At 46.5% G+C, this 23397-nt stretch carries 22 protein-coding genes and 1 other annotated feature; of the genes, 16 read left to right on the top strand and 6 right to left on the bottom strand.

Annotation, left to right across the window (positions count from 1 at the left end; all coding sequences use genetic code 11):
• Positions 1–19: 19 nt before the first annotated feature.
• The gene (locus BUA17_RS09445; protein WP_072733333.1) at positions 20–1273 is read right to left on the bottom strand and encodes a cytochrome P450; all 1254 of its coding nucleotides are present in this window, start codon (positions 1271–1273) and stop codon (positions 20–22) included.
• 97 nt (positions 1274–1370) lie between these two features.
• Between BUA17_RS09445 and BUA17_RS09440 the strand changes: the two genes are divergently transcribed.
• The 4 genes from BUA17_RS09440 (at position 1371) to BUA17_RS09425 (ending at position 5096) form a co-directional block, all read left to right on the top strand.
• Entirely contained in the window at positions 1371–2528 is a 1158-nt protein-coding gene (locus BUA17_RS09440; protein ID WP_082935024.1) for a YhgE/Pip domain-containing protein, read from the top strand.
• Between the two features lie 70 nt (positions 2529–2598).
• Positions 2599–3144 carry a PadR family transcriptional regulator gene (locus tag BUA17_RS09435; RefSeq protein ID WP_072733332.1) on the top strand — a complete coding sequence of 182 codons (546 nt, stop codon included), beginning with the start codon at positions 2599–2601 and terminating at the stop codon, positions 3142–3144.
• Positions 3145–3179: 35 nt separating this feature from the next.
• A complete protein-coding gene (locus tag BUA17_RS09430) occupies positions 3180–3479 on the top strand; it encodes a Dabb family protein (RefSeq protein ID WP_072733331.1) in 300 nt (99 codons plus the stop codon).
• Positions 3480–3779: 300 nt separating this feature from the next.
• On the top strand, positions 3780–5096 hold the full coding sequence (locus tag BUA17_RS09425; RefSeq protein ID WP_072733330.1) for a nucleobase:cation symporter-2 family protein: 1317 nt from the start codon (positions 3780–3782) through the stop codon (positions 5094–5096).
• A gap of 147 nt (positions 5097–5243) precedes the next feature.
• Here the strand turns inward: BUA17_RS09425 and BUA17_RS09420 are convergent, their stop codons facing one another.
• On the bottom strand, positions 5244–5684 hold the full coding sequence (locus BUA17_RS09420; RefSeq protein WP_072733329.1) for a YhfM domain-containing protein: 441 nt from the start codon (positions 5682–5684) through the stop codon (positions 5244–5246).
• A 218-nt stretch (positions 5685–5902) separates the two neighbouring features.
• On the opposite strand from BUA17_RS09420, the gene BUA17_RS09415 reads away from it, so the two are divergent.
• The 4 genes from BUA17_RS09415 (at position 5903) to tyrS (ending at position 10059) form a co-directional block, all read left to right on the top strand.
• Complete coding sequence (locus BUA17_RS09415; RefSeq protein WP_305367659.1) at positions 5903–7378, top strand: protein adenylyltransferase SelO; 1476 nt, start codon at positions 5903–5905, stop codon at positions 7376–7378.
• A 66-nt stretch (positions 7379–7444) separates the two neighbouring features.
• Positions 7445–7903, top strand: a complete 459-nt coding sequence (locus BUA17_RS09410; RefSeq protein ID WP_072733327.1) for an Imm63 family immunity protein — start codon at positions 7445–7447, stop codon at positions 7901–7903.
• A gap of 170 nt (positions 7904–8073) precedes the next feature.
• Positions 8074–8358, top strand: a complete 285-nt coding sequence (locus tag BUA17_RS31595; RefSeq protein WP_348537068.1) for a DMP19 family protein — start codon at positions 8074–8076, stop codon at positions 8356–8358.
• 100 nt (positions 8359–8458) lie between these two features.
• Positions 8459–8680, top strand: a binding site (T-box leader).
• A 119-nt stretch (positions 8681–8799) separates the two neighbouring features.
• Positions 8800–10059 carry a tyrosine--tRNA ligase gene (tyrS, locus tag BUA17_RS09400; RefSeq protein ID WP_063563092.1) on the top strand — a complete coding sequence of 420 codons (1260 nt, stop codon included), beginning with the start codon at positions 8800–8802 and terminating at the stop codon, positions 10057–10059.
• Positions 10060–10211: 152 nt separating this feature from the next.
• Here the strand turns inward: tyrS and BUA17_RS09395 are convergent, their stop codons facing one another.
• From BUA17_RS09395 to BUA17_RS09380, 4 genes are all read right to left on the bottom strand, one after another.
• On the bottom strand, positions 10212–10490 hold the full coding sequence (locus BUA17_RS09395) for a YxcD family protein (protein ID WP_024630486.1): 279 nt from the start codon (positions 10488–10490) through the stop codon (positions 10212–10214).
• Positions 10491–10495: 5 nt separating this feature from the next.
• The gene (locus BUA17_RS09390) at positions 10496–10999 is read right to left on the bottom strand and encodes a hypothetical protein (RefSeq protein ID WP_063563091.1); all 504 of its coding nucleotides are present in this window, start codon (positions 10997–10999) and stop codon (positions 10496–10498) included.
• Positions 11000–11098: 99 nt separating this feature from the next.
• On the bottom strand, positions 11099–11665 hold the full coding sequence (locus BUA17_RS09385; protein ID WP_072733326.1) for a PadR family transcriptional regulator: 567 nt from the start codon (positions 11663–11665) through the stop codon (positions 11099–11101).
• Between the two features lie 186 nt (positions 11666–11851).
• Entirely contained in the window at positions 11852–12415 is a 564-nt protein-coding gene (locus BUA17_RS09380) for a beta-class carbonic anhydrase (RefSeq protein WP_063563089.1), read from the bottom strand.
• Between the two features lie 225 nt (positions 12416–12640).
• On the opposite strand from BUA17_RS09380, the gene BUA17_RS09375 reads away from it, so the two are divergent.
• The 8 genes from BUA17_RS09375 (at position 12641) to mutS (ending at position 23394) form a co-directional block, all read left to right on the top strand.
• A complete protein-coding gene (locus tag BUA17_RS09375; RefSeq protein ID WP_072733325.1) occupies positions 12641–14155 on the top strand; it encodes a carboxypeptidase M32 in 1515 nt (504 codons plus the stop codon).
• A 146-nt stretch (positions 14156–14301) separates the two neighbouring features.
• Complete coding sequence (locus BUA17_RS09370; RefSeq protein WP_072733324.1) at positions 14302–15306, top strand: ABC transporter substrate-binding protein; 1005 nt, start codon at positions 14302–14304, stop codon at positions 15304–15306.
• Positions 15307–15336: 30 nt separating this feature from the next.
• On the top strand, positions 15337–16131 hold the full coding sequence (locus BUA17_RS09365) for an ABC transporter ATP-binding protein (RefSeq protein ID WP_072733323.1): 795 nt from the start codon (positions 15337–15339) through the stop codon (positions 16129–16131).
• A gap of 5 nt (positions 16132–16136) precedes the next feature.
• Positions 16137–16961, top strand: coding sequence for an ABC transporter permease (locus tag BUA17_RS09360; protein WP_072733540.1), 825 nt, complete (start codon positions 16137–16139; stop codon positions 16959–16961).
• A 453-nt stretch (positions 16962–17414) separates the two neighbouring features.
• Complete coding sequence (locus BUA17_RS09355; RefSeq protein ID WP_063563085.1) at positions 17415–18392, top strand: aromatic acid exporter family protein; 978 nt, start codon at positions 17415–17417, stop codon at positions 18390–18392.
• Positions 18393–18467: 75 nt separating this feature from the next.
• On the top strand, positions 18468–19028 hold the full coding sequence (locus BUA17_RS09350; RefSeq protein ID WP_053780858.1) for an outer spore coat protein CotE: 561 nt from the start codon (positions 18468–18470) through the stop codon (positions 19026–19028).
• A 112-nt stretch (positions 19029–19140) separates the two neighbouring features.
• Positions 19141–20391: a putative amidoligase domain-containing protein gene (locus BUA17_RS09345; RefSeq protein ID WP_244552100.1), complete on the top strand. Its 1251-nt coding sequence runs from the start codon at positions 19141–19143 to the stop codon at positions 20389–20391.
• Between the two features lie 198 nt (positions 20392–20589).
• A complete protein-coding gene (gene mutS, locus BUA17_RS09340) occupies positions 20590–23394 on the top strand; it encodes a DNA mismatch repair protein MutS (RefSeq protein WP_072733322.1) in 2805 nt (934 codons plus the stop codon).
• Positions 23395–23397 lie beyond the last annotated feature (3 nt).

Below are 23397 nucleotides of genomic sequence, written 5' to 3'. Positions count from 1 at the left end.
GAATTTACGTCAGATGAATTTACGTATATAGCTTCAGCGGAAGGGTCGTTAAAGATTGTCCGGCCGCAGAGGCAGTCAGGTTTTCCTCCAGATTGAATCCTTCCACGGGTTCAATGCTGGTGAAGGTTTTTAGGAATGTGGTCAGTACAATTTTGGCTTCCAGACGCGCCAGTGGTGCCCCCAGACAGAAGTGAGTACCAAAACCAAATGCAAGCTGTTTATTATTGTTCGATCGATGAATATTTAAGGTGAACGGGTCTTCGAACATGTTCTCATCCATATTGGCTGCACTCATCCACGCTACGATAGCGTCTCCCTTTTTCAGTTTAACACCAAGCAGATCGTTATCCTCTTTGACCATCCGGTCCATTTTGCTGATGTGAAAGCGATATCTCAGCATTTCCTCTACCGCGGCTGGAACAAGCTCAAGGTTATCCCTGAGTTCGGCATACAATTCCGGTTGATCATACAGAAGGGCATAGAACGAGTTGGCCAGCAGGTTGCTTGTTGTTTCTATGCCAGCACCCAGAATAAACATGGTGGTTCGCACAATCTCTTCATCCGTAAAGTGCTCGCCATCCACTTCCACCTGGATCAGGTCGGATATGATATCTTCTCCCAGATTGGATCTTTTGGACACAACGAAGGGATACAAGTATTTAAAATATTCTTCGCCGGCAATCTTTTTCATTTCGTTAATTTGATCAAAGGTGGCATCGGTAGTGGGCATAAACATGGTGTCCACCCAACCCTTGAACAAATGACGATCTTTGGAAGGAACGCCAAGCAGGTCAGACATGATAATGACAGGAAACATGCTAGTATAAGCTTCAACAATGTCCACTTCTGATTGATGCTCAAACTCTTTAATTAGCTCTTCGGCCACTGCCTGTATTCTCGGTTCCCAAAGCTTGAGACTTCTCGGTGTAAACGCACTTGCCAGCAATGATCTCCGCTTGCGATGATCCGGCGGATCTACATTGTGAATATCCAGCTTGTCCGGCATGTGATGCTCACTGTCCGCACCTTTTTCTTCACTTGAATATCCGACGTTCACAATTGATCTTTTTCTCACACTGGAGAAGTGCTCGTGATCATTAAGCACGGTTTTGACAAGATCATACTTGAATATATGCCAGGAATCGGTCTCTTCATTGTAGATGACAGGTTCCTGATTCAACATGCTGCGATACCAACGGTAGGGACTGAATTCTTCTTCTTTCGATTGGAAATTCGTGATTTCTGACAGAGAAATAATAGAGCTCTTCGTCATTCGTTTCGCCTCCTTGGTTGGTCTCATTGACAAATATAACAAATAAGAGTACTTTAATTCAAGTAGTTTAAATTAAAACAACAAGGTGGAGTAAAGAGTGAAGAACATACTGAAGCACGGCGGAGTCAAGGCAGGCATATTCATGATCGTTTTTTATCAGATTGTAATGTTGACCGTTTTTATGTCGGGATATAGCGCAATCCCCAAAAATGTAACCAATCTTACGGTCGCCATTGTCAACGAGGACCAGCAATCCGGTACTGAGTTTGTACAAAAATTGCAAGAACAATTGCCATTTAAGGTAGTAACCAACGAATCATTGCAACAGGCAAAGACAGGGCTTGAAGATCGGGATATTCATATGATCATACGTATACCGGGTGATTTTACGGAGAAACTGTCTGAACAAGGCGGTAAAGCTCAGCTCCAGTACCTGATTAATGAATCGAACCCAACAACGATCACCAGTTCAATGAAAAATGTAGCTGCTCAAATCACTGCGCAGATCGGTGCTCAGGTTCAGGCACAGAGCTTCGAGGGTGTGCTGAGCAGTATGCAGGTTCCTGCGGAGCAATCGAAACAGATTGTGGAATCGACCATGGACAAAGTATCATCCGACATCGTTCTGAGCAACCCGCAACCAGCAGGCATGCAAAATCAGATGGCACCGATGTTTATCACCATGGCGCTCTATGTTGGAGCCATGATCTATGCGATGCAAAGCATTGGCGGAATGAAACAACTGCAAGGACAGATGGGGAAATGGAAAGCATTCTTTGCAATGCGAGGAGTCAACCTGCTTGTTTCCATCCTTGCTCCACTTGTAGGGATAGGCATTTATTTTATGGTGCAAGGGTATGGCGTGGAAGCGTTTTTGAAACTGTGGATGGTGCATAGTTTGCAGTTGTTTGTGTCGATTGAGTTTACAAGTATCTTTATCATGCTTCTGGGTCAAGGCGGAATGCTGATCAATATGATATTCGTACTCAGCCAATCCATTGCAAACGGGACGTCCATGTCACCGGAGATGATGCCAGGATATTTCAAATTCGTAAGTCAAATCACACCGATGTTCTATTCAACGCATCTGGATTACAATATTCTCTTCGGTGGGGGACGAACGGTGCATTATGCTATTGGGCTGGCATTGGTTGGTGTGGGAGCCTTTGTTATCAATACAGCCATTCATCATTTCAAAAAAGCCAAGCAAACTAGTACCACACAGGAGTCTGTACAACAGCCCGTTATGATATAAAATAGAAGATATGAGGGTAGGCGATGAAGAAGAAGCTATGCCCTTCGATTAGCAGAATGGGGGCAGTCACATGTCGATTCAAATATTTATACTCGGTGCACTAAGTGAAGGGAATTATTATCCCTATGATATTAAGAAGCGAATTGGGAAACATCTGGATCAAACGGATGCCAAGATTACCGAAGGCACCATTTATTATAATTTTGAAGTGTTGCTGAAGAAGGGTCTTATTGAGAAGGTAGAAACAATTCAGAGTGAAAATCGACCAGACAAAACGACATATGGAATTACCGAAAAAGGACGTCAGTCCCTTGAACAGAGCATATATAAGGTGTTCCAGAAGTTTACGAATGTACAGTCCTTATACGCTGCGTTGGTCCATTTGGATAAGGTGGATAATCAGAAGATCGCGTATTTGATTGAGGATATTATTGAGAAGATGAATAAGAGGCTGGAATATATTGAATCTCATACACCTCAGGAGATTGATGTGCAGGAGGATCTGAAAGATGCACTGTTGTTGATGCGAGATCACGCGTACCACTCCATTCAGAGCGATATAATCTGGCTTCAGAAACTTCTGCATCATGTTCAGAGCAGAGTATTAAAAAGCTAAATCACTACTCGTTAAAGGAATGAGGTGAAAAGATAATGTATGAACATTTGGTCGCATTCAAATTGAACGATAAAATCACTACGGTCAAACAGGAAGAATTGGTAGCTCAATTACTCGCGTTACAGGAACAGATTCCTGGAATTGTGGATCTCACCGCAGGTATTAATGTAACAGAGGAGACGGATCATATTCAGGGCTTCACACTTGGCCTGAGAGTGACATTTGAAGATCAGGAAGCGCTGCGTGCTTATGGCCCGCATCCTGCACATCAGGCATTTGTAGCCTCCCTGAATGAGTGGCTGGAGAATGTAATTGTGGTCGATTATTCCATTTGAGTCTGCATATTGTCCATATTATATTATGCATAAGAAGTCGCCATGGCGGTGGCTTTCATATGATCAGGTTAGTCAGAATTTTCTGGCTAGCCTTTTTTATGTGAGATAATATAACAAAAGAAGGAGGTGTTTTCATTCCTTTTTGTACAAAATGCCCAATATATTGTGTTCTCTTTATAACCTGCAACAATTCTATGTTATGGATCATGGAACTTCCCGCAATTGTTTATATAATGTGAATCAACATAACATGATTTTTGCAGCGGTAAAGTGATTCTAAATTACAGGGGGCAGGTAGGGATGAGAGAAACCAAGAGAATGAGGATTTTTTCACTGGGAATTCAGCACGTATTGGCGATGTATGCCGGGGCCATTTTGGTTCCGCTGCTTGTGGGAAGAGCGTTAAACCTGACTGCGGAACAATTAGCGTATCTGGTATCGATTGACCTGTTAACCTGTGGTGTCGCGACATGGCTTCAAGCACGTAAAGGGAAGTATTTGGGGATTGGCTTGCCAGCGGTTCTTGGAAGCTCATTTGTTGCTGTGACTCCCATGATTGCGATTGGATCACAATATGGAATTCCGGCCATTTACGGTTCCATCATAGCAGCAGGGATATTCATCGTTATATGTGCTGTTTTCTTTAGTAAAATCGTCAAACTGTTTCCTCCCGTTGTGATTGGAACAGTCGTAACCATTATTGGTCTGGCGTTAATTCCAACGGGCATCAAGAACATGGCAGGTGGAGCAAACAGTGAGAATTTCGGAAGTCTGGACAATCTGGCGCTCTCATTCGGGGTATTGCTCTTCATTCTGGTGCTGAATCGATATGCTCGCGGCTTTGTCAGATCCCTCGCAGTTCTCCTCGGTATTATTGTGGGTACCCTCGTCGCTGCCATCATGGGGAAAGTGAATTTCAGCTCTGTACAGGAAGCCTCTTGGTTTCATTTGCCCCAGCCCTTTTACTTTGGATGGCCTACCTTCGAAATCGGTCCGATCATTACCATGATTATTGTCGGCACAGTTGTCATTATCGAATCTACAGGTGTGTTTATGGCCTTGAGCAAAATCTGTGATCAACCGATTAACGAAAAGGATTTGGCACGAGGATACCGCGCAGAAGGTCTGGCATTTGTACTTGGTGGTATCTTCAATGCTTTTCCGTATAACACATTTGCTCAGAATGTCGGTTTGGTTCAGCTCTCCAAAGTGAAAACGACCAATGTGGTTGTTGCAGCCGGAGGTATTCTGATTTTTCTTGGACTGATCCCCAAAGTTGCGGCATTCGCAACGATTATTCCCAGCGCGGTACTCGGCGGGGCAACGGTTGTTCTGTTCGGCATGGTAGTCTCATCCGGGATTAAAATGCTGCAACATGTGGATTTCAGCAAGCAATCCAATCTGTTAATCGTTGCTTGTTCGGTTTCACTCGGTCTTGGCGTCACGGCTGTGCCGGATCTGTTTGCCCAGCTGCCTCAAAGTATCCGCATTATTGTTGGGGATGGTATTATCACAGGCAGTCTGTGTGCCATCCTGCTCAATGTTTTCTTTAACCTCGGATTTAAAAAAGAGAGTCTGCCCGTACAGCCTGTACAAGCTCAAGAAGCACATACTTAAGATTGTCTTGTAACAGGTATGCGATCTGAATAAATGGAACAGACCCAAGATGTATTGGTTGAGGTGGAATGATCGGAATGACTCCCCTTGCCAATGAACCTCTTGGGTCTTTATTTTGGGTAAACTGCGGAGTACAATTGGATATTTTTACTCAACATACCCCGGAAGCTTTTCACCTGTGATGAGTTCGAAAAGTTTTGCAGATTTCTTCTTAGTTAATTGAACATAAGTAGGTTTACTTTCAATGATGATTTCAACCTGATCCTGATGGGGACTGATCCAGAGGTTATAGATGACACTTTTATCTGAGGAATCTGTGTTCTTTTTCTTGAAAAAGAATTTATAATCCGGAGGTCGCACCATATCCGCTATAGTATTGTTCGACGGGATAGAGGCGGTGATGTTCCTGATGGCTTGCACCTGTGCTGGATCGGTAATTTTTCTATACAGGGTATATTGATTGGAGCTCTCAACCGGTTGTTGAACGATAACCTGATTTCCCTTTGATTGTATGTTGTCCGCTGAACAACCCGTAAGGCACATAAACAAAAGTGTTATAGACCCAATCCAATAGATATATTTTCTCAATCTGATCCCCCTTTGAAACTTAAACGGTGCCTCGGGTATGAAAGTTACAGCAGGATGAATGCAAAAGGGATATAAATATGCTAAAGTTTCATCATGAACATGCTGAATGTTCTTTCAGTTGAATTTCCATGCGACTACATAAATGAGCATTGGTTCACAAGGCTAAAATAAAACGAAGGGATATCCTGATATCGCTTGGTTACAGAAAAGGAGTTGTGATCACCATGCAACAAGAAACGCTGAAAAAAGGCTGGCACTTTGACAACAGTTATGGACGTTTGCCACAGACCTTTTTTACAAATCAGGGTGCGGTACCTGTTCAATCACCCAAGTTGATCATCTTCAATACATCGCTTGCAGCCAGCCTGGGGCTAAATGCCGAGGCTCTTAACAGTGATGAAGGAGCGGAGGTGTTTGCAGGTAACCTGATTCCGGAAGGTGCCGAGCCTCTGGCTCAGGCCTATGCAGGTCATCAGTTCGGCAACTTTAATATGCTTGGTGATGGAAGAGCTTTGCTGCTGGGAGAACAGATCACACCACAAGCCGAGCGAGTGGATATCCAGCTGAAAGGTTCGGGAAGAACCCCGTACTCTCGCGGAGGTGATGGACGTGCTGCCGTTGGGCCAATGCTGCGTGAGTATATTATTAGTGAAGCGATGCATGCACTGGGTATTCCAACGACGCGAAGTCTGGCGGTTGTATCTACTGGAGAAAACATTACACGCGAAACAGAGCGACCTGGTGCAATCTTGACGCGAGTGGCTTCAAGTCATTTACGTGTAGCAACCTTCCAATACGCAGCCAGATGGGGATCGATTGATGAGCTCAGAGCATTGGCTGACTATACACTGAAACGGCATTTTCCCGATATTGCCGAAGCCGATAATCGCTATCTCCAGTTACTTCAGGAAGTCATTCGTCGACAGGCTTCACTTATCGCCAAGTGGCAACAGGTTGGTTTCATTCATGGCGTAATGAATACAGATAATATGGCCATCAGTGGTGAAACCATCGATTATGGGCCGTGTGCGTTTATGGATGCCTACAATCCAGCGACGGTATTTAGCTCCATTGACACGCAAGGTCGGTATGCATATGGAAATCAACCGTATATTGGCGGCTGGAATCTGGCTCGGTTTGCCGAGACGCTTCTGCCACTGCTGCATGAGGATGAAGAACAGGCTGTACAAATCGCTCAGGATGCGATTGCACAATTCTCTGAATTGTATCACCACCACTGGCTCTCGGGAATGCGGAGCAAGCTGGGCTTGTTTAATGAAGAGGCTGAGGATGAAGCGCTAATCAGGGATATTCTTGAATTGATGGAGAAGCATAGTGCAGATTACACAAATACGTTTCTCTCACTGACCTTTGATACGCTCAACGGAGCTCCTTTATTCGATACTTCAGAGTTTGCGGAGTGGAATGAGCGTCGCCAGGCAAGATTAGGCAGACAGCAGGAAGGGAAAGAAGAATCGCAGCAATTGATGAGAACTAGCAACCCAGCGGTGATTCCTCGTAATCATCGGGTGGAAGAAGCACTGGACCGAGCGGAGAATCACGGAGATCTTAGTGTGATGGAGAAACTTCTTGCTGTTCTTTCAAACCCGTTTGCACATTCTACCGAACAAGCTGAGTACGCGGAACTGCCTACGCAGTGCGATACCTCCTACCGGACTTTCTGTGGAACCTGATTGAAAACTTGTTATGAAGAGGCTGCCATTGGCAGCTTTTTCATTATCATGTCAAAAGGAGATTTTATGTCCAACATACTAAGCAAAACAGAGATTGCAAAAACTCTTTTTCAGTTGCTTGAGCGGACATCCTTCCGCAGGCAGCAGATTGAGGACTATGTTAACCGCTTGTTTGAGAGCTTTAAAGGGGAAGGAGTTCCATATGTAGAGATTGAAAATGATGCATATATAGTTCGTATATACGAGCGTGGCATGGTTATGTTGGAAAAAAGAATGGAACAGACGGAAGCAGTAATCTACTGGCTGCTGGAGGATATCATTTTTACGGCAACGCATGTGGAATTGCTGAAACGATATGGTGTGGATAATAAACAGACACACTTGAATTACACAAACGCAGTGACGCAAGAATTGACCCAAAGTGTTGAGAAGGCTTTCCAACAGCTTGGAGATCCTTACTTGTATTGGCATCAGACGGGTAAACGGCAAGATCTGGAGAGGCTGGAACCAAGAAAAGAGAGGTGATTGACATGAGTGAACAGGATATTAATGATGTGTGGTATGAATATGCGTTAACCTTTGTGGGGAAAAAAGAATGAATCCGCTCAGGGCTGGGCTGCGTTAACAACGAATGAACAGGAAATTGCTGCTTTATGGCTGCTAGAGGTGGACGTCTTTAACGGTGGTTTTGTTCAATTTTTCTGCAACTGGGCGAAGAGGTATACCTTTACGCGTTGCAGGCATTACATACCATTGGTGCGACTCAAGTAATGGACATCATAAAGTCAGCATATGGCTGCATTAAGCATTTGGGAGAGGATGAAAGACTTGCTGAACTGTGGGATATTCCTAAGTTTCTAACAGTAGAGGAAGAGCAACATCTTGATGCGCTGGATCAGCAATTTTGGAACAATGAAGATCAGATTGCAGAAAAGGCTTATGCATATTACCACGAGAAGTTGAACATGATGTCTTTATAAACTTTGGCGTAGGCACTCATCTGTTGCTCTATATAAAGATTAAATACTTGGCCTTGCAATGATATTGACGTTCGGCTATACTGGCTATAAATTGAATACATGAATTACGTTGATAGAGCGCAGTAGCGGCTTTGTCCCTGTTACAGAAAGTCAGGGGTTGATGGAACCTGATACATACAAGGGCTGCGAATTACACTCTGGAGTACTTGGGTAATGCCAAGCGGAATGGCAAACGATATTTTGCTGAAAGCGGTATGGACAGCGTGTGAGTTGTTGTCTGTGCAAGTTGGGTGGTACCACGGTTATGATAATCGTCCCTATGTCTATTGAAGACAAGGCGGCGATTTTTTTGTGTCCAAAAAAGCCTCGCCCGGCTTAGCTCCTTGTGAATTAACGTAGATCATGGCCTAATACCAATGCATAGAGAAGGGGTTGTTTGTTTTGAATATTATTGATGAACTGGAATGGCGCGACGCCATTAATCAACAGACAGATGCGGAGGGTCTGCGTGAGCTGACAGAGACCACGTCGGTTTCATTGTATTGCGGAGTTGACCCTACAGGAGACAGCATGCACATCGGACATTTGATTCCGTTCATGATGCTGAAACGTTTCCAACTCGCTGGGCACCGTCCAGTCATTCTGATTGGTGGGGCAACAGGAACGATTGGTGATCCAAGTGGTCGTCAATCGGAACGTTCCCTGCAAACGTTGGAAGAGGTACAAGCCAATGTAGATGCTCTGACTGCACAAATGAAAAAGCTTTTCGTAACGGATGGCGACAATCAGGTACGTATGGTCAATAACTACGACTGGACACACAAAATCAATGTGATTGAATTTTTGCGTGACTACGGTAAGAACTTTAACCTCAACACGATGCTAGCCAAAGATGTGGTTGCGAGCAGACTGGAAGATGGAATTTCGTTTACCGAGTTCTCCTACCAGATTCTCCAATCGCTCGATTACCTGCACCTGTTCCAACATGAGGATGTACAGCTGCAAATCGGCGGTTCCGATCAATGGGGCAACATTACAAGCGGTCTGGACCTGATCCGTAAAAAAGAAGGGCCAGAAGCTAAAGCTTACGGTCTGACGATCCCGCTGATGCTCAAATCCGACGGAACGAAATTCGGTAAATCCGCAGGCGGGTCCATCTGGCTTGATGCGAATAAGACGACTCCATTCGAATTCTACCAGTTCTGGGCGAACACGGATGACCGTGATGTAATCAAATACCTGAAATACTTCACATTCCTAAGCAAAGAAGAAATTGAAGCTTTGGCTGAAAAGGTAGAAACGGAGCCCCACAAGCGTGAAGCACAAAAGGCACTCGCTGAAGAAATGACGAAATTTGTTCACGGCGACGACATGCTGGAGCAGGCGAAACGCATTACCGCAGCACTCTTCAGCGGAGACATTCGTTCCCTTACAGCTGACGAAATCGAGCAGGGCTTTAAAGAAATGCCGACCTTCGAAACCGATGGTGAAGCAAAAAATATTGTAGACTGGCTCGTGGATCTTGGCCTGGAGCCATCCAAACGTCAGGCGCGTGAGGATGTCACCAAAGGGGCCATTTCCATGAATGGTGAGAAAGTTACGGAACTGGAATTCACGGTCTCTGCAGAGCACGCAATCGGTGGTAAATTCATCATTATCCGTAAAGGCAAGAAAAACTACAGTCTGGTGAAATTGAAGTAGCCATAAGATTACATTATGAATCTTGGGAAGGTAGATGCAAAGGTTTCATCTTCCCAAGGAACACAAAAAAGGACCGTCTCCAATCATGTCAATGACATCATGGAGACGGTCCTTTTTATATTCCATCCGCAAATGGCTTATTAGTTATTCATTTATTGATTCACAATCGCTGTGATCTCTTCATCCAGATCCAGTCTTACATTCTCACGGTAAGCTCGAATGTCGTATTCACTGTGCAGATAGCGCAGGATCGCTTCAATCATGTTGGATTCGACCAGATACTGACTTCGGCCTTGAATCCAGACTTCTGCGGAATATCCCGTATCTTCTTCCCAGCTCAGTTCCACATTGACATCGGTTGGGCGAACACCCTTGCGTTCAGCCATGTGAATACAGATCGCGTTGACAATTTCATCCATGCTCAGAACCATAGAGATTAGTACCGTCCGTTTCTGTTACGGTCATCATCATCACGATCATTTTTGCGGTCATAACGACCATCTGCTGCTGGTTTACGACGATTCGTAATGGCTCTGAACAGGGCCATCGCGAGCATCACGATCAGCATAATTGCAGCTACGTTTACGAGCAATCCAAGAATGTTACCCAGAGCGCCCATGCCACCGAACAATCCGCCGAACATCATGCCAGCAAGACCACCCAGCATCATACCTTTCATAAATCCACCGCCACCGCCGAAGAATCCGCCACGGTTCGTTGTAGCTGCTCCATTGGAGTTATTATTCGTATTAGATTTGCTCACATTGCTGTTGGAATCGGATTTCTTAGGTGTGTTGGTATAGCTTTTTGTTCCCGATTTGAAACCGCCACCACGTCTAGCATCAGCAGAATCCGGATTCGCGACTCCGACTGTTGCAAACAGTAATGTAAAGGCCATGAAAACCATCATGAGATGTTTAATTCCGAATTTTTTCTTCATTGTAAAGATCGTAACCCCCCGATTAATTTGTTTGATTCGCCCAAAAATGGGCCTTACTCAAGTAATACGGTCAACTTACAGGAACGTTTCAAATTTTGTTTATCTTTCTGAAATACTTGGACAAGGGTCCTGAATTGCCGCCTGACCATCGAGTAATTGGGTTACCCAGTTACACCATTCGATGCCCGTTTGTGCGTTCATTAACCCTTTTTGTACCAGAATGTAACTTCCGAATTCCCGACTGCCTACTCGCAGATTATCCTGAGGGATACGGGACTTCAAATCCTCGAAATAACGGATGCGTTCCATGAACCAGTTTTTGCGCTCATTCAGAATGCGTCTCATGCTTCCGTCTTCTGCAATGCCGACACATAAAATGCGCAGATTGAACTCGTCACGCGTAACCGGAGCGGTAACGGGAGTGATCATCCATCCCAGCAGTTTTTCAATACCTTTCTCCGTGACTGCATACATTTTTTTGTCTGGTTTGTCAGACTGTTGCACCCAGCGGGAGGCTAAAAGCTCATCGTTTTCCATTTTGGAGAGGAGCGGATAGATCTGACTGTGCTTAGCCTGCCAATGCGGCTGGATCTTCAGCATTAGATCATAACCTGATGACTCCTCGCGGGTAAGAAGCCCGAGCAATCCGTAGGAAAGTATGTTCATGCACATGTCTCCTTAATATTAGGGCTGGGCCAGCAAAAACAATGTAAATTGCTTTCTTTGACCGCTTTCATAAAAGTGTACACTGAAACTGTATGGTTTGACAACCTGACAGAACAACTGCCTCAATTTAGACAAAAAAAGAGTGCGGACCCTGAGGTCCGCACCCAAAACCATTTAGAGAGAAGTCTATTGCCCATACCCATCTGCGACAAGATCAAGTTCACCTGTGTAGGAGTCGATGACCATGCCGTGAACGGGTACAGTAGGTGGAAGCAATGGATGTTTCTTGATCACTTCCACAGTATGTTTTACCCCTTCTTCAACGCTGTCAAACCCGCGTAGCCACTTTTGTAAACGTATGCCGGAGTTCTCCAGTGTGCTCATGACTTCCTCAGATACACCCCGTTCAACCATATGTCCAATCATGGTCTCTGCGTGTAGGGAAGCCATACCGCATTCCGTGTGTCCAACAACCAGTACTTCGTCGGCACCAAGCTCATAGATGGCGACGAGAACACTACGCATAACAGACCCGAAAGGTTGAGAAATGATTGCGCCAGCGTTTTTGATGATTTTCACATCGCCATTCTTCAGGTTCATGGCCTTGGGCAGCATTTCCACCAGACGAGTGTCCATACAAGTGATGATGACCATCTTTTTGGTTGGAAACTTGCCTGCCGTATACTTTTCGTATTCTTTAGTCTCGACAAATGATTTGTTGTAAGCCAGAATCTCTTGAATGTTGTTCATGTCTATTGCCTCCTGTTATCCAATACGATGAGCACGGCCACTTGCATCAAATGCAGCTTGTCCTACGCCCTTTGGTATTTTTATTATACCACGGTCAGCAAATTGCATTATTCCTCGGTTTGGAGGAATAATGCAATTTGCATCTGTTAAAAGTTGATTATACGCATTGCAAAAAGTATCATCAATAGGGAAACCAACATTTTTTTGAAGAGGTGAACGTTAACAATGGAACAACACACACAGGAACAGTTGGAATCCTTCCGTAATCTGGCTCGCAAAATCAAGAGTTATCATGAAGCCATTGGTTTGCTTCACTGGGATCTGCGCACAGGTGCGCCCAAAAAAGGTGTCCCGACACGTTCGGAAACACTGGGAATGCTGTCAACCGAAGCATTCAAACTGCAAACCTCAGCTGAGATGAAATCCTACCTGGATACATTAACAAATCCAGCCGTGCTGGAACAGCTGGAAGATATCGACCGTCGTCAGGTGGAAGATTGCCAGAAAGAATATAATCGCAGTCAGTCCGTACCACCAGAAAAAGTACAAGCGTATACCGTACTTACCGCAAAATCAGAAACGGCTTGGGAAGATGCCATGCATAACAGTGATTTTGCAGGTTTTTCGCCCTACCTCACTGATATTGTGAAGCTCAAACAAGAGTTCATTGACTATTGGGGTGTGAAAGATACTCGTTATGATACCCTTCTGGACATGTATGAACCGGAACTGACTGTAGAAAAGGTGGATGCGGTATTTGCCCGTCTCAAAGCCCGTTTGGTTCCGCTGCAAGAGAAGATCAATGCTTCGGCGAACAAGCCGAACACGGAGTTCTTGAACCAGCTGTTTGACAAGGATCAACAGGAGAAATTCAGTCTGTTTATTCTGGGACAAATGGGTTATGACTTTGAAGCCGGAAGACTCGATGAGAGTGTTCATCCGTTCGCAACGGGCCTGAATCCAGGTGATGTGCGGATCACGACGAATTATTTGCAGGATGATGTGACGAGTGCGGTCTTCAGTTCACTACACGAAGGCGGACACGCTCTGTATGAGCAAAATATTGACGATAGCCTGGCTGGTACTCTTCTTGCCGAAGGAACGTCCATGGGTATCCACGAATCCCAGTCGCGTCTTTGGGAAAATAAGATTGGCCGCAGTCTTGCATTCTGGACGCGTTATTATAAAGATTTGCAACAGCACTTCCCTCAATTAAACGAGGTTGAGCTGGAAGACTTTTACCGGGCAATTAACCGGGTTGAAAGCTCTCTGATCCGGATTGAAGCCGATGAGCTGACGTACAATCTGCACATCATCATTCGTTATGAAATTGAGAAAATGCTGTTTAACGAAGGTCTGGAAGTCAAGGACCTGCCGGAGACCTGGAATGCAAAATACAAGGAATATCTTGGCATTGTGCCGCCGAATGATGGTATGGGTGTGCTTCAGGATGTTCACTGGTCGGGTGGTGACTTTGGTTACTTTGCTTCTTACTCGCTCGGCAATATGTATGCTGCACAGATTCTACATACATTGCGCAAAGAAATGCCTGAGTTCGATGCCCATATTGCCGAAGGTAACCTGATTCCCATCAAGGAATGGTTGACTGACAAAATTTATCGTTATGGCAAAAGCCGTACACCTTCCGAACTGATTGTGGCCGTAACGGGTGAAGAGTTGAACCCAGACTATTTGGCCGATTATCTGGAAGCGAAATATGCTGAGATTTACAAGCTGTAGACAGCTATAACATTATTATCAAATTCTTGAAGAGCGGGGCATCATTGCCCGGCTCTTCTTTTGCATGCAAGTTCTTAACCTTTTGCTGGGCATCAGCATATCCATAGTAGAGAGAACAGCTGAAACCAGTGAAGGAGGGAAATATCATGAAATACACGCCCTGGTTCATCCGGGCCATCGTCATTTTGCTCATTATCATCGTGGCTCTCACCAGCTGCAATAAAGATAAGGATGAAACCAAAATTACGATTGGTGAGGTCACACGTTCTGTGTTTTACGCACCGGAGTATGTGGCCGTGGCCCAAGGTTTTTTTGAAGAACAGGGGCTTGAAGTGGACATTCAGACGACGGCTGGTGGAGACAAAACGATGGCCGCATTGCTTGCAGGCTCAGTAGATATCGCATTGGTCGGAGCAGAGACGTCTATTTATGTCTATCAACAAGGCGCAGAAGATCCGGTCATTAACTTTGCTCAGCTTACACAAACGGACGGAACGTTTCTGTTTGCCCGCAATCCCGAAGGTGACTTTAATTGGGATCAATTGAAACAGAGTACATTTCTCGGACAAAGAAAAGGCGGCATGCCTCAAATGGCAGGCGAATTCACGCTGAAAAAACATGGCATTGATCCGCAGAATGATCTGGAACTGATTCAAAATGTGGATTTTGCCAACATCGCTTCTGCATTTGCTTCAGGTACGGGGGATTACGTGCAGCTGTTTGAACCTCAGGCGTCCATTTTTGAGAAAGAGGGTCGCGGCAAGGTTGTAGCCTCGTTTGGAACGGAAAGTGGTCATCTGCCTTATACGGTCTTCATGACCAAACAAAGCTATATTAATGACAACAAGGACATCGTTCAGAAGTTCACTAACGGCTTGCACAAAGCCCAAGCTTGGGTGGATTCCCACACCGCTGAAGAGATCGCTGAAGTCATCAAGCCTTATTTCAAAGATATTGATCCAGCCATTCTGGTAAGCAGTGTGAACCGTTACAAGGAACAGGGCACATATGCAACCGATCCAATCATTGATGAGGACGAATGGAATAACTTGCTAGACGTCATGAGTGCTGCGGGAGAACTGAAACAGCGTGTGGATTCTCAAACGATTGTGGATAATTCCTATGCAGAACAAGCAGCATCAGCGAAGTAACCAGGTATTCAGGAAAGGACGTGAGCATGTATGCCTGAATCCGAAACGGTGATCAAACTGGAAGGGATTTCGCAAGTCTATGTCAGCGAGCGTGAAGCATCTCTGGTTATCGAAAATTTGAATCTTCAGGTCGAGCAAGGAGAGTTCGTTAGTCTTGTTGGCCCAAGCGGATGTGGTAAAACGACATTGCTGTCGATCATCGCCGGGCTGCTCACACCGACCGCAGGCGAGGTCAAGGTTAAAGGTAAACGTATCGAAGGTCCGTCCGCCCAGATTGGTTATATGCTGCAACAGGATTATCTGTTTCCATGGCGTACCATTTTGGATAATGTCCTGATCGGACTTGAATTGACAGGTGGGCTCAATGACGAGAGTCGCGAGCGCACACGTGAACTGCTGGCAGGTATGGGTCTAGCTGGAACCGAAAGCCAGTATCCTTCCGAGTTATCCGGGGGCATGAGGCAACGGGTGGCTTTGGTACGTACACTAGCTACGGATCCGGGAATACTGTTGCTGGATGAACCCTTTTCCGCACTTGATTATCAAACCAAGCTGCAGCTGGAGGATCTGGTCTCAGACACACTGAAGAAATCCGGCAAAACTTCGGTGCTTGTCACCCATGATCTGTCCGAAGCTATTGCCGTCAGTGACCGCGTCATTGTGCTTGATCGTAATCCGGGGCGCATTCGGAAGGAGTTTATCATTCCTGAAGATCTGCGGAACGCACAGCCTTTTCACGCAAGGGAGCAGCCCGGGTTCAATGAGCTGTTTCAGGCGTTATGGAGTGAACTGGATCAGTCCGGAGGAGGTGAGAAGAACGGGTGAATCAGATGAACCAGAAGCAGGAAATGCGTGATGATTGGATGAGACAGCTGCACCAAAGTCATATTCAGCAGGTTGCCAGATGGCGACATAAAGTGCTGGCGGTGCAGCTGTCCATGCTGGTGTTTATGTTTTTGCTGTGGGAACTGGCGGGAAGGCTGCGCTGGATTGATGTGCTTCTGTTCAGTTATCCCAGCAAAATTTTCAATCAGATCTGGAAGGACATCGTCAGTGGAGAACTATGGGCGCATGTTGGGGTAACCGTAGGGGAAACGGCAGTCGGCTTTTTGCTGGGGACACTCGTCGGAACACTGCTTGCGGTTCTGATCTGGTGGTCTCCTTTTTTGTCCAAAGTGCTTGATCCTTATATGGTTGTGTTCAACAGCATGCCCAAAGTAGCGCTGGGTCCAATCTTTATCGTCATGTTTGGTGCAGGATTTACGGCCATTGTCATGACGACTTTGTCAATCACAGTCATTATTACTACACTTGTCGTGTATAACAGTTTTAATGAAGTAGATCAGAACTATATTAAGGTTATCCGTACGTTTGGTGGTGATCGCTCCGAGATTTTCAGCAAAGTCGTATTACCCGCTTCCTTTCCTGCCATTGTCTCTACCCTTAAAGTAAATGTGGGCATGGCCTGGGTCGGTGTAATCGTGGGTGAATTTCTGGTCGCCAAGCAGGGATTGGGCTATCTGATCATCTACGGATTTCAAGTGTTTAACTTTACCCTTGTTTTATCGAGCCTGTTGATTATTGCGGCTGTAGCTACAGCGATGTACCAGCTCGTTGTATATGTAGAACGCAAGCTGCTGGCAGGACGCAGGTAATTCTACAAAACATGCGTGTGCAAAATAGAATGCTTCATGATATGTATACAATTTCACAAGAGGTGTCACGTTGCCCGAACCCGAAAAATCAAGTACCATACTAATACGAATATTCCGCGCAGTCCGGAATGAATGCGACGATTGGAGAAGAGGGCCTAGAGGCTTCTGTCGCATCAATCAAATTGCCAGCGTCCCTCATCCGGGGCGCGTTATTGAGACCGACATGCATATGCATGTCGGTTGATGCCGTTTATGACTGTAGCAGCTAATTCCGAAATGCGGTTCTTCCTGAATGATTCTTTTGATTAGATAAGAAATGGTTTTTGGCAGGATGTGTAATACTAGGGATATGATATATGACGATACACGCTGTCAGGCATTGGACAAGCGCTCACTTGGATAGGTATGGCTCGCTGGCTTTGACATTTTTGCAGCTTAGAGGAGAGGGAGTTAATGGGTTTTAGGGTAATTAAAACCGCAATAGCCGCGCTGATGGCCGTGCTGATTGCGGACTGGTGCGGCTTGCCCGGACCAACATCGGCGGGCTTGTTAGCCATACTCGGCGTTGATGTGACACGGAAAAGAAGTATTCGCACCATATCTGCGAGATTTTTCGCTTCCGTAGTGGGGCTTTTATTTGCAAGTGTACTTTTTCACTTTCTTGGCTTCCATTATTGGGTGCTGGCGTTCTACATACTAATTGCATTTCCGGTTATCGTTCGGGCCGGATTCAAGGAAGGCATTGTGACGGGTTCTGTCGTGGTGTTCCGGGTATTTGGCGGCGGTGAAATGGACGTACATGTGGTTTTGGTCCAAATTGGGCTGTTGCTGATTGGTCTCGGTTCCGCGATGGTTGTCAATCTGGCGTATATGCCGGCTGCGGACCCGCAGATGCTGCGTATTCGCAAAAGAATTGATGAGTTATTCTCGGTTATCTTTAAGGAGTTTGCAGCTACGCTACGTAATCCGAATGAAGTGTGGGCAGGGAAAGAACTGATCGAAGCTGACAAAGCTGTACTGGGCGGCATTGAAGCAGCCAAACGTTCATTGGAGAATCAGGTCATCCATCCGAACGAGGGATGGAGTGTTTACTTTTATATGCGCAAAACGCAATTGGATTCCATCCAGCATATGATGCATCTGGTATCCCAGATCTATCAGAAGATGCCGCATGCGGAAATGGTATCGGAGCTGTTCGACCAGCTCAGTCAGGATGTACTCACTGAATCTTACACCGGACGTACAGAAAAACTTCTCGCAGATGTGCAAGAAGAATTCAAGCGAATGGAGTTGCCGGATACAAGGGAAGAATTCGAGATTCGTTCAGCTATTCTCCAGCTGTGCCGGGAACTCGCGCTGTATCTGAAAATAGCCAAGAAGGACAAAGCTCCGTCTCCGGTATCGGACCGGTCCCAATCTACAAATGAATAATAGAAAATAGTTGTCACCCTAGACGGATGCCCTGCATACACTTGTAAAGAATGATTGTATGGAGGAGGTTTAAAGATGTCATTGAGTCATAAACATCAATGTAGAGAGATCATCACGAAGGCGATCTGCGGGAAAGGTCGTAAGTTCTCTACCGTAACACATACCGTGACTCCGCCACATGGTCCGACCAGTATTTTGGGGGCTTGGATTATCAACCACCAATATGAAGCCGTATCAGCGGGGGACGGAATTGAAGTTATTGGTACTTACGATATCAACATTTGGTATTCCTATGACAAAAATTCACAGACGGATGTAGCCAAAGAAACGGTGTCGTATGTAGAACATGTGCCTTTGTCCTATCTGGACCCGAAACACCGGGCCGCCACTGTAGAGGTATCTGCGGATGCAACGCAGGAACCGAGCTGTGTGGAAGCCACGGTGTCGGCAGGTGGAGGCAGCGTAATTATCCGGGTAGAACGGGAATTCGCTGTTGAACTGGTCGCCGAGACCAAAGTTTGTGTGAAAGTGTGCACGGATGGCTGTGGAGATTATGAAGACAAGGATTATGACTTCGGCAGTGGTGATGGAGATTATGACGATCTCGATCCCGACCTGCTTGACGATGAGCTGTAAGCTCAGCGATCTGGATTCATAAACTTAAGGTATCATATGCGCCGCAAGCGGCAGTGAAGAGGGCGTAAGCCCTCTTTTTTCATTTTGGGCGAGAATTGGGAGGAGGGACAGGATGAATGTGATAGATGAGGCCGAGGAGGCGGTGCGCCGATATGAACGCATGCTCCCTCGTGAACGAGCAGATCGCCTGAAACGATCCGGGATTGAAGTGCTGGCTTCGCAGGACAGGCGTGACCGGGAGTTGGGTCTGCGTGTACGTTATGATGTAGAGATATGCTGTCTTCAAGCGATTCGCATCAAACGTAGGGACACCAGTGGCATGGGTGGAGCGCAAGAAAGTGTGCTGGATCGTGAAGCAGCATCAACGTTATTCAAACGTATTGAACGGCTTGCCACCAAAACATTGTATACGGTTGGACTGGATCACGGCGCTGTAAGACTGGAAGCATCAGGAAAGAGCGGTTGTTCTGTCATCTCGATTGACCCAAGGCCATGGAAGGGCATGACAGATCTCTCTGCCATGTACCGTGCAGGCTGGAAACAGCTTCAGTCCGAACTGGATGAAGAGCGGCATCGTAATGCAGCCCCCATACTTGGAATGGACCCTGAATTCCTACTTGTGCAAATGCCAGAATCCAAAATCGTGCCCGCCTCTAGATTTCTTGAACGAACAGGCGTAGCCGGCTGTGATTCCGTGACGATCGGTGGACGACGAATATATCCGGTAGCCGAACTGCGACCCGCTCCCAGCTCTGAGCCGCGCGAACTGCTGGCTCATCTGATGAGAGCCTTTGCGGCCGCATCTCGTAGTATTAGTGATCACTCGCTGATCTGGCAGGCAGGGGGAATGCCCCAGCGCGGATTGCCGCTCGGCGGACATATCCATTTCAGTGGCGTTACACTAAACGGGGAACTGCTGCGCGCATTTGACAATTATCTAGCATTGCCGCTTGCCGTTCTTCAGGACCCACGAGGTTCAGGCCGGCGTCCACGTTATGGGGCATTGGGTGATTTTCGGCTGAAATCTTACGGTGGATTTGAATACCGCACGTTACCCAGTTTTCTGGTATCTCCTCTGGTTGCCAAAGGTGTTGTTGCTCTAGCTGGTCTTATCGCGAGAGGTTATAATCAGCTGCGTCAACGTCCTTTGGCGAAGGCTGCTATTCATACTGCTTTTTATGAAGGAAACCGTGAGGTAATGCAGGCGCATATTCCGGCACTGCTGGATGACCTGACGCAAATGGACGGTTATGAGCGTTATGAACGTTACGCCGCTCCATTAATTAGCCAGCTAAGACAGGGTAGAACATGGGACGAGAGTCGGGATATACGTAAACTCTGGAATATTCGAGCAGGTTCATGAAGAGTGGACACTTTTTTGGTATAATGAGAAATAAGTCGATTTTAATCATCGTTACGGAAGAAATGGAACAGCAACCTGTGAGGGAAGCGGCGGAAGCCGAAACATGAGGCGGTGGCAGAATAAGGTGCCTGACCGCCTTATTGTTCCTTCCGAGACAGCTTCTCTTCCTGACAACATTGGAACGGATGGAGGATACTCATGGCTCAGTATACGCCAATGATTCAACAATATTTGCAAGTGAAGGCCGAAGCGCAGGACGCTTTTCTTTTTTTTAGATTAGGTGATTTCTATGAAATGTTCTTTGAGGATGCAGTTAATGCTTCCCGTGAACTAGAAATTACATTAACAGCACGTGCAGGTGGGGGAGAAGATAAAATCCCGATGTGCGGTGTGCCTTATCATTCGGCTGACAATTACATACAGCGCTTGATTGAAAAAGGATACAAAGTAGCCATCTGCGAACAGATGGAAGATCCAACGGTAACCAAAGGCATGGTGCGGCGTGAAATTGTACGAGTTATAACACCCGGAACGGTAATGGAAGGCAAGACCTTGGGGGACAAGTCCAATAACTATATGGTTTGCCTGACAGGGAATCAGAACACACTTGCACTGGCTGCCTGTGACTTGTCCACAGGGGAGCTCTACGTGACCTCTGTTCCATACTCACAAGAGTGGCTCAAGGATGAGATCGGAATCTACGAACCTTCTGAAATAGTGGGGGATGCTGCGTTGCTTGATACGGTGGCTACCCAGGCATCTCCAATTGGTCGACCTGTGGTGTATACACCATGGACGAAGAGTAAGGAAGATTTGGTGCGTCAGCAATTCGGAGAAGCGGTATGGGCACGTCTGGAGCCTGAACGTCAAGCCTGCATAGCGCGTCTTTTCTCCTATTTAAGTGAGACACAGAAACGTTCACTTGGACAATTGACACAGGTTTCAACGTATGAGCCGGATCACTTTATGATTCTGGACCCCTTTACTCGGCGTAACCTGGAACTGGTGGAAACCGTACGTGAACGTTCGAAAAAAGGATCGCTGCTCTGGCTGCTGGACCGCACAGAAACGTCTATGGGTGCTCGCATGCTGCGTCGCTGGGTTGATAAACCCTTGCTGCAAAAAGGAAAAATCAATGAACGTCTGGAAGCGGTAGATACGCTGTATAACCAGTTTATATTGCGGGAAGATCTGCGTGCAGAACTCAAAGACATCTACGATCTGGAACGTCTGGTGGGACGAATTGCCTTTGGTAATGCCAACGGTCGGGATCTGAATGCACTGAAGCTGTCACTAGACAAAATTCCGGGGCTTCGTCAGTATTGTGCAGGCTCGCCTTCCACGACGCTACAGCACATTGCTGGCATTATGGATGATTGCAGTGATCTGCGAGATGCAATTGGTCAGGCTATCGTTGATGAGCCGCCTGTGTCCGTGCGTGATGGTGGCTTAATTCGTGAAGGATACCACGAGAGGCTGGATGAGCTTCGGGAAGCCTCGGTGAATGGCAAGCAGTGGATTGCTGAACTGGAGGCCAGAGAACGTGAAGCGACTGGCATTCGCTCGTTGAAAATTGGCTACAACAAAGTATTTGGGTACTATATTGAAATTACCAAGTCGAACTTGGCTTCTCTGCCAGAAGGCCGTTATGAGCGGAAACAAACCCTTGCGAATGCTGAGCGTTATATTACACCGGAGCTGAAAGAAAAAGAGACGCTGATTCTGGAAGCTCAGGACAAGATGGTCGATATTGAGTACGGCTTGTTCGCGGAACTGCGGGAACGGCTTAATCAGGAGATCGCCAGGTTGCAAAAACTGGCTGAGCTGGTCGCGGAGATTGACGTGTATCAATCCTTTGCCGTCATCAGTGCAGAGCGTAATTTCGTACGGCCTACATTGACCGATGGTTACGATTTGGTTGTGGAACAGGGTCGCCATCCGGTGGTTGAAGCGGTGATGCGAGATGGTGCTTTTATCGCCAACAATACTGCGATGCAGAAGGAAGAGGCGCGCATTCTGCTGATTACCGGTCCGAATATGGCGGGGAAAAGTACGTATATGCGGCAGGTGGCGCTGATTTCGATTCTGGCTCAGATCGGCTGTTTCGTGCCGGCAGGACAAGCTGAAGTACCGATTATGGATCGTATTTTCACACGGATTGGTGCGGCAGACGATCTCATCGGTGGACAAAGTACGTTTATGGTGGAGATGGCCGACATTCAGGTCATGACGGATAAAGCAACACCACGCAGTCTGATTATTATCGATGAACTGGGTCGGGGAACGTCTACCAGTGAGGGAATGGCGATTGCCCAGTCTGTCATTGAATATGTGCACGATATCATTGGGTGCAAAGCGCTGGTATCAACTCATTTCCATGAGCTTGCTCATCTGGAAGAGAGTTTGGACAAGTTGGCGAATTACTCCATGGCCGTTCAGGAGAGCGGGGACAAGGTCAATTTCCTACGTAAATTGATTGCCGGGGCTGCCAGCAGCAGCTACGGGATCTATTGTGCACGGCTTGCAGGACTGCCGGACAGTATCATTGAGCGGGCGAATGGCTTGCTGCACGGTTTCGAGCATGCGGCGGCTCAGGTTGCGGTTGGCAGCGAATTTGCCGGGAATGACAAGCAGCAATCGGGTGATCATGCTCGAGTCGGTGCAGAGTTCCAGTCCACAGATCATTCATCGTTGATTCGGGAGCAGGAATCTACAGAACCTGTCGAACTCACTGCTGCGACTGAAGCTCCAGTACAGAAACAACAGGACAAAAAACAAAATGGCAAGCAGCAGGCAGTCTCCAAACATGCTGATGTGGTTCAATTGTCCATCTTTGGAGATGAAGAGCCAAGTGTAACTCCGAAAATGGAGGTAGTTGCCCTTGACAAGCCTGCTCGGGAGTTTATTCGTAATATGAAGGATATTGATGTAATGAACATGACACCGCTTCAGGCGATGCAAATACTGAATGATCTCAAATTAAAGGCACAGCAATTATCCTGAGTA

The sequence above is a fragment of the Paenibacillus sp. ov031 genome (assembly GCF_900143165.1).
In the GTDB taxonomy this organism is placed as follows: domain Bacteria; phylum Bacillota; class Bacilli; order Paenibacillales; family Paenibacillaceae; genus Paenibacillus; species Paenibacillus marchantiae.
This window is presented reverse-complemented; position numbering and strand designations above follow the sequence as displayed.

Bases quoted from the DNA above. Each gene is read 5' to 3' on its own strand.
- BUA17_RS09345 (WP_244552100.1), top strand. From the start codon at position 19,141: ATGAATGTGATAGATGAGGCCGAGGAGGCGGTGCGCCGATATGAACGC.
- BUA17_RS09385 (WP_072733326.1), bottom strand. From the start codon at position 11,665: ATGAACATACTTTCCTACGGATTGCTCGGGCTTCTTACCCGCGAGGAG.
- BUA17_RS09390 (WP_063563091.1), bottom strand. From the start codon at position 10,999: ATGAAGAAAAAATTCGGAATTAAACATCTCATGATGGTTTTCATGGCC.
- BUA17_RS09395 (WP_024630486.1), bottom strand. From the start codon at position 10,490: ATGGTTCTGAGCATGGATGAAATTGTCAACGCGATCTGTATTCACATG.
- BUA17_RS09360 (WP_072733540.1), top strand. From the start codon at position 16,137: ATGAACCAGAAGCAGGAAATGCGTGATGATTGGATGAGACAGCTGCAC.
- BUA17_RS09425 (WP_072733330.1), top strand. From the start codon at position 3,780: ATGAGAGAAACCAAGAGAATGAGGATTTTTTCACTGGGAATTCAGCAC.
- mutS (WP_072733322.1), top strand. From the start codon at position 20,590: ATGGCTCAGTATACGCCAATGATTCAACAATATTTGCAAGTGAAGGCC.
- BUA17_RS09435 (WP_072733332.1), top strand. From the start codon at position 2,599: ATGTCGATTCAAATATTTATACTCGGTGCACTAAGTGAAGGGAATTAT.
- BUA17_RS09350 (WP_053780858.1), top strand. From the start codon at position 18,468: ATGTCATTGAGTCATAAACATCAATGTAGAGAGATCATCACGAAGGCG.
- BUA17_RS09445 (WP_072733333.1), bottom strand. From the start codon at position 1,273: ATGACGAAGAGCTCTATTATTTCTCTGTCAGAAATCACGAATTTCCAA.
- BUA17_RS09355 (WP_063563085.1), top strand. From the start codon at position 17,415: ATGGGTTTTAGGGTAATTAAAACCGCAATAGCCGCGCTGATGGCCGTG.
- BUA17_RS09410 (WP_072733327.1), top strand. From the start codon at position 7,445: ATGTCCAACATACTAAGCAAAACAGAGATTGCAAAAACTCTTTTTCAG.
- BUA17_RS09365 (WP_072733323.1), top strand. From the start codon at position 15,337: ATGCCTGAATCCGAAACGGTGATCAAACTGGAAGGGATTTCGCAAGTC.
- BUA17_RS09375 (WP_072733325.1), top strand. From the start codon at position 12,641: ATGGAACAACACACACAGGAACAGTTGGAATCCTTCCGTAATCTGGCT.
- BUA17_RS09380 (WP_063563089.1), bottom strand. From the start codon at position 12,415: ATGAACAACATTCAAGAGATTCTGGCTTACAACAAATCATTTGTCGAG.
- BUA17_RS09370 (WP_072733324.1), top strand. From the start codon at position 14,302: ATGAAATACACGCCCTGGTTCATCCGGGCCATCGTCATTTTGCTCATT.
- BUA17_RS09430 (WP_072733331.1), top strand. From the start codon at position 3,180: ATGTATGAACATTTGGTCGCATTCAAATTGAACGATAAAATCACTACG.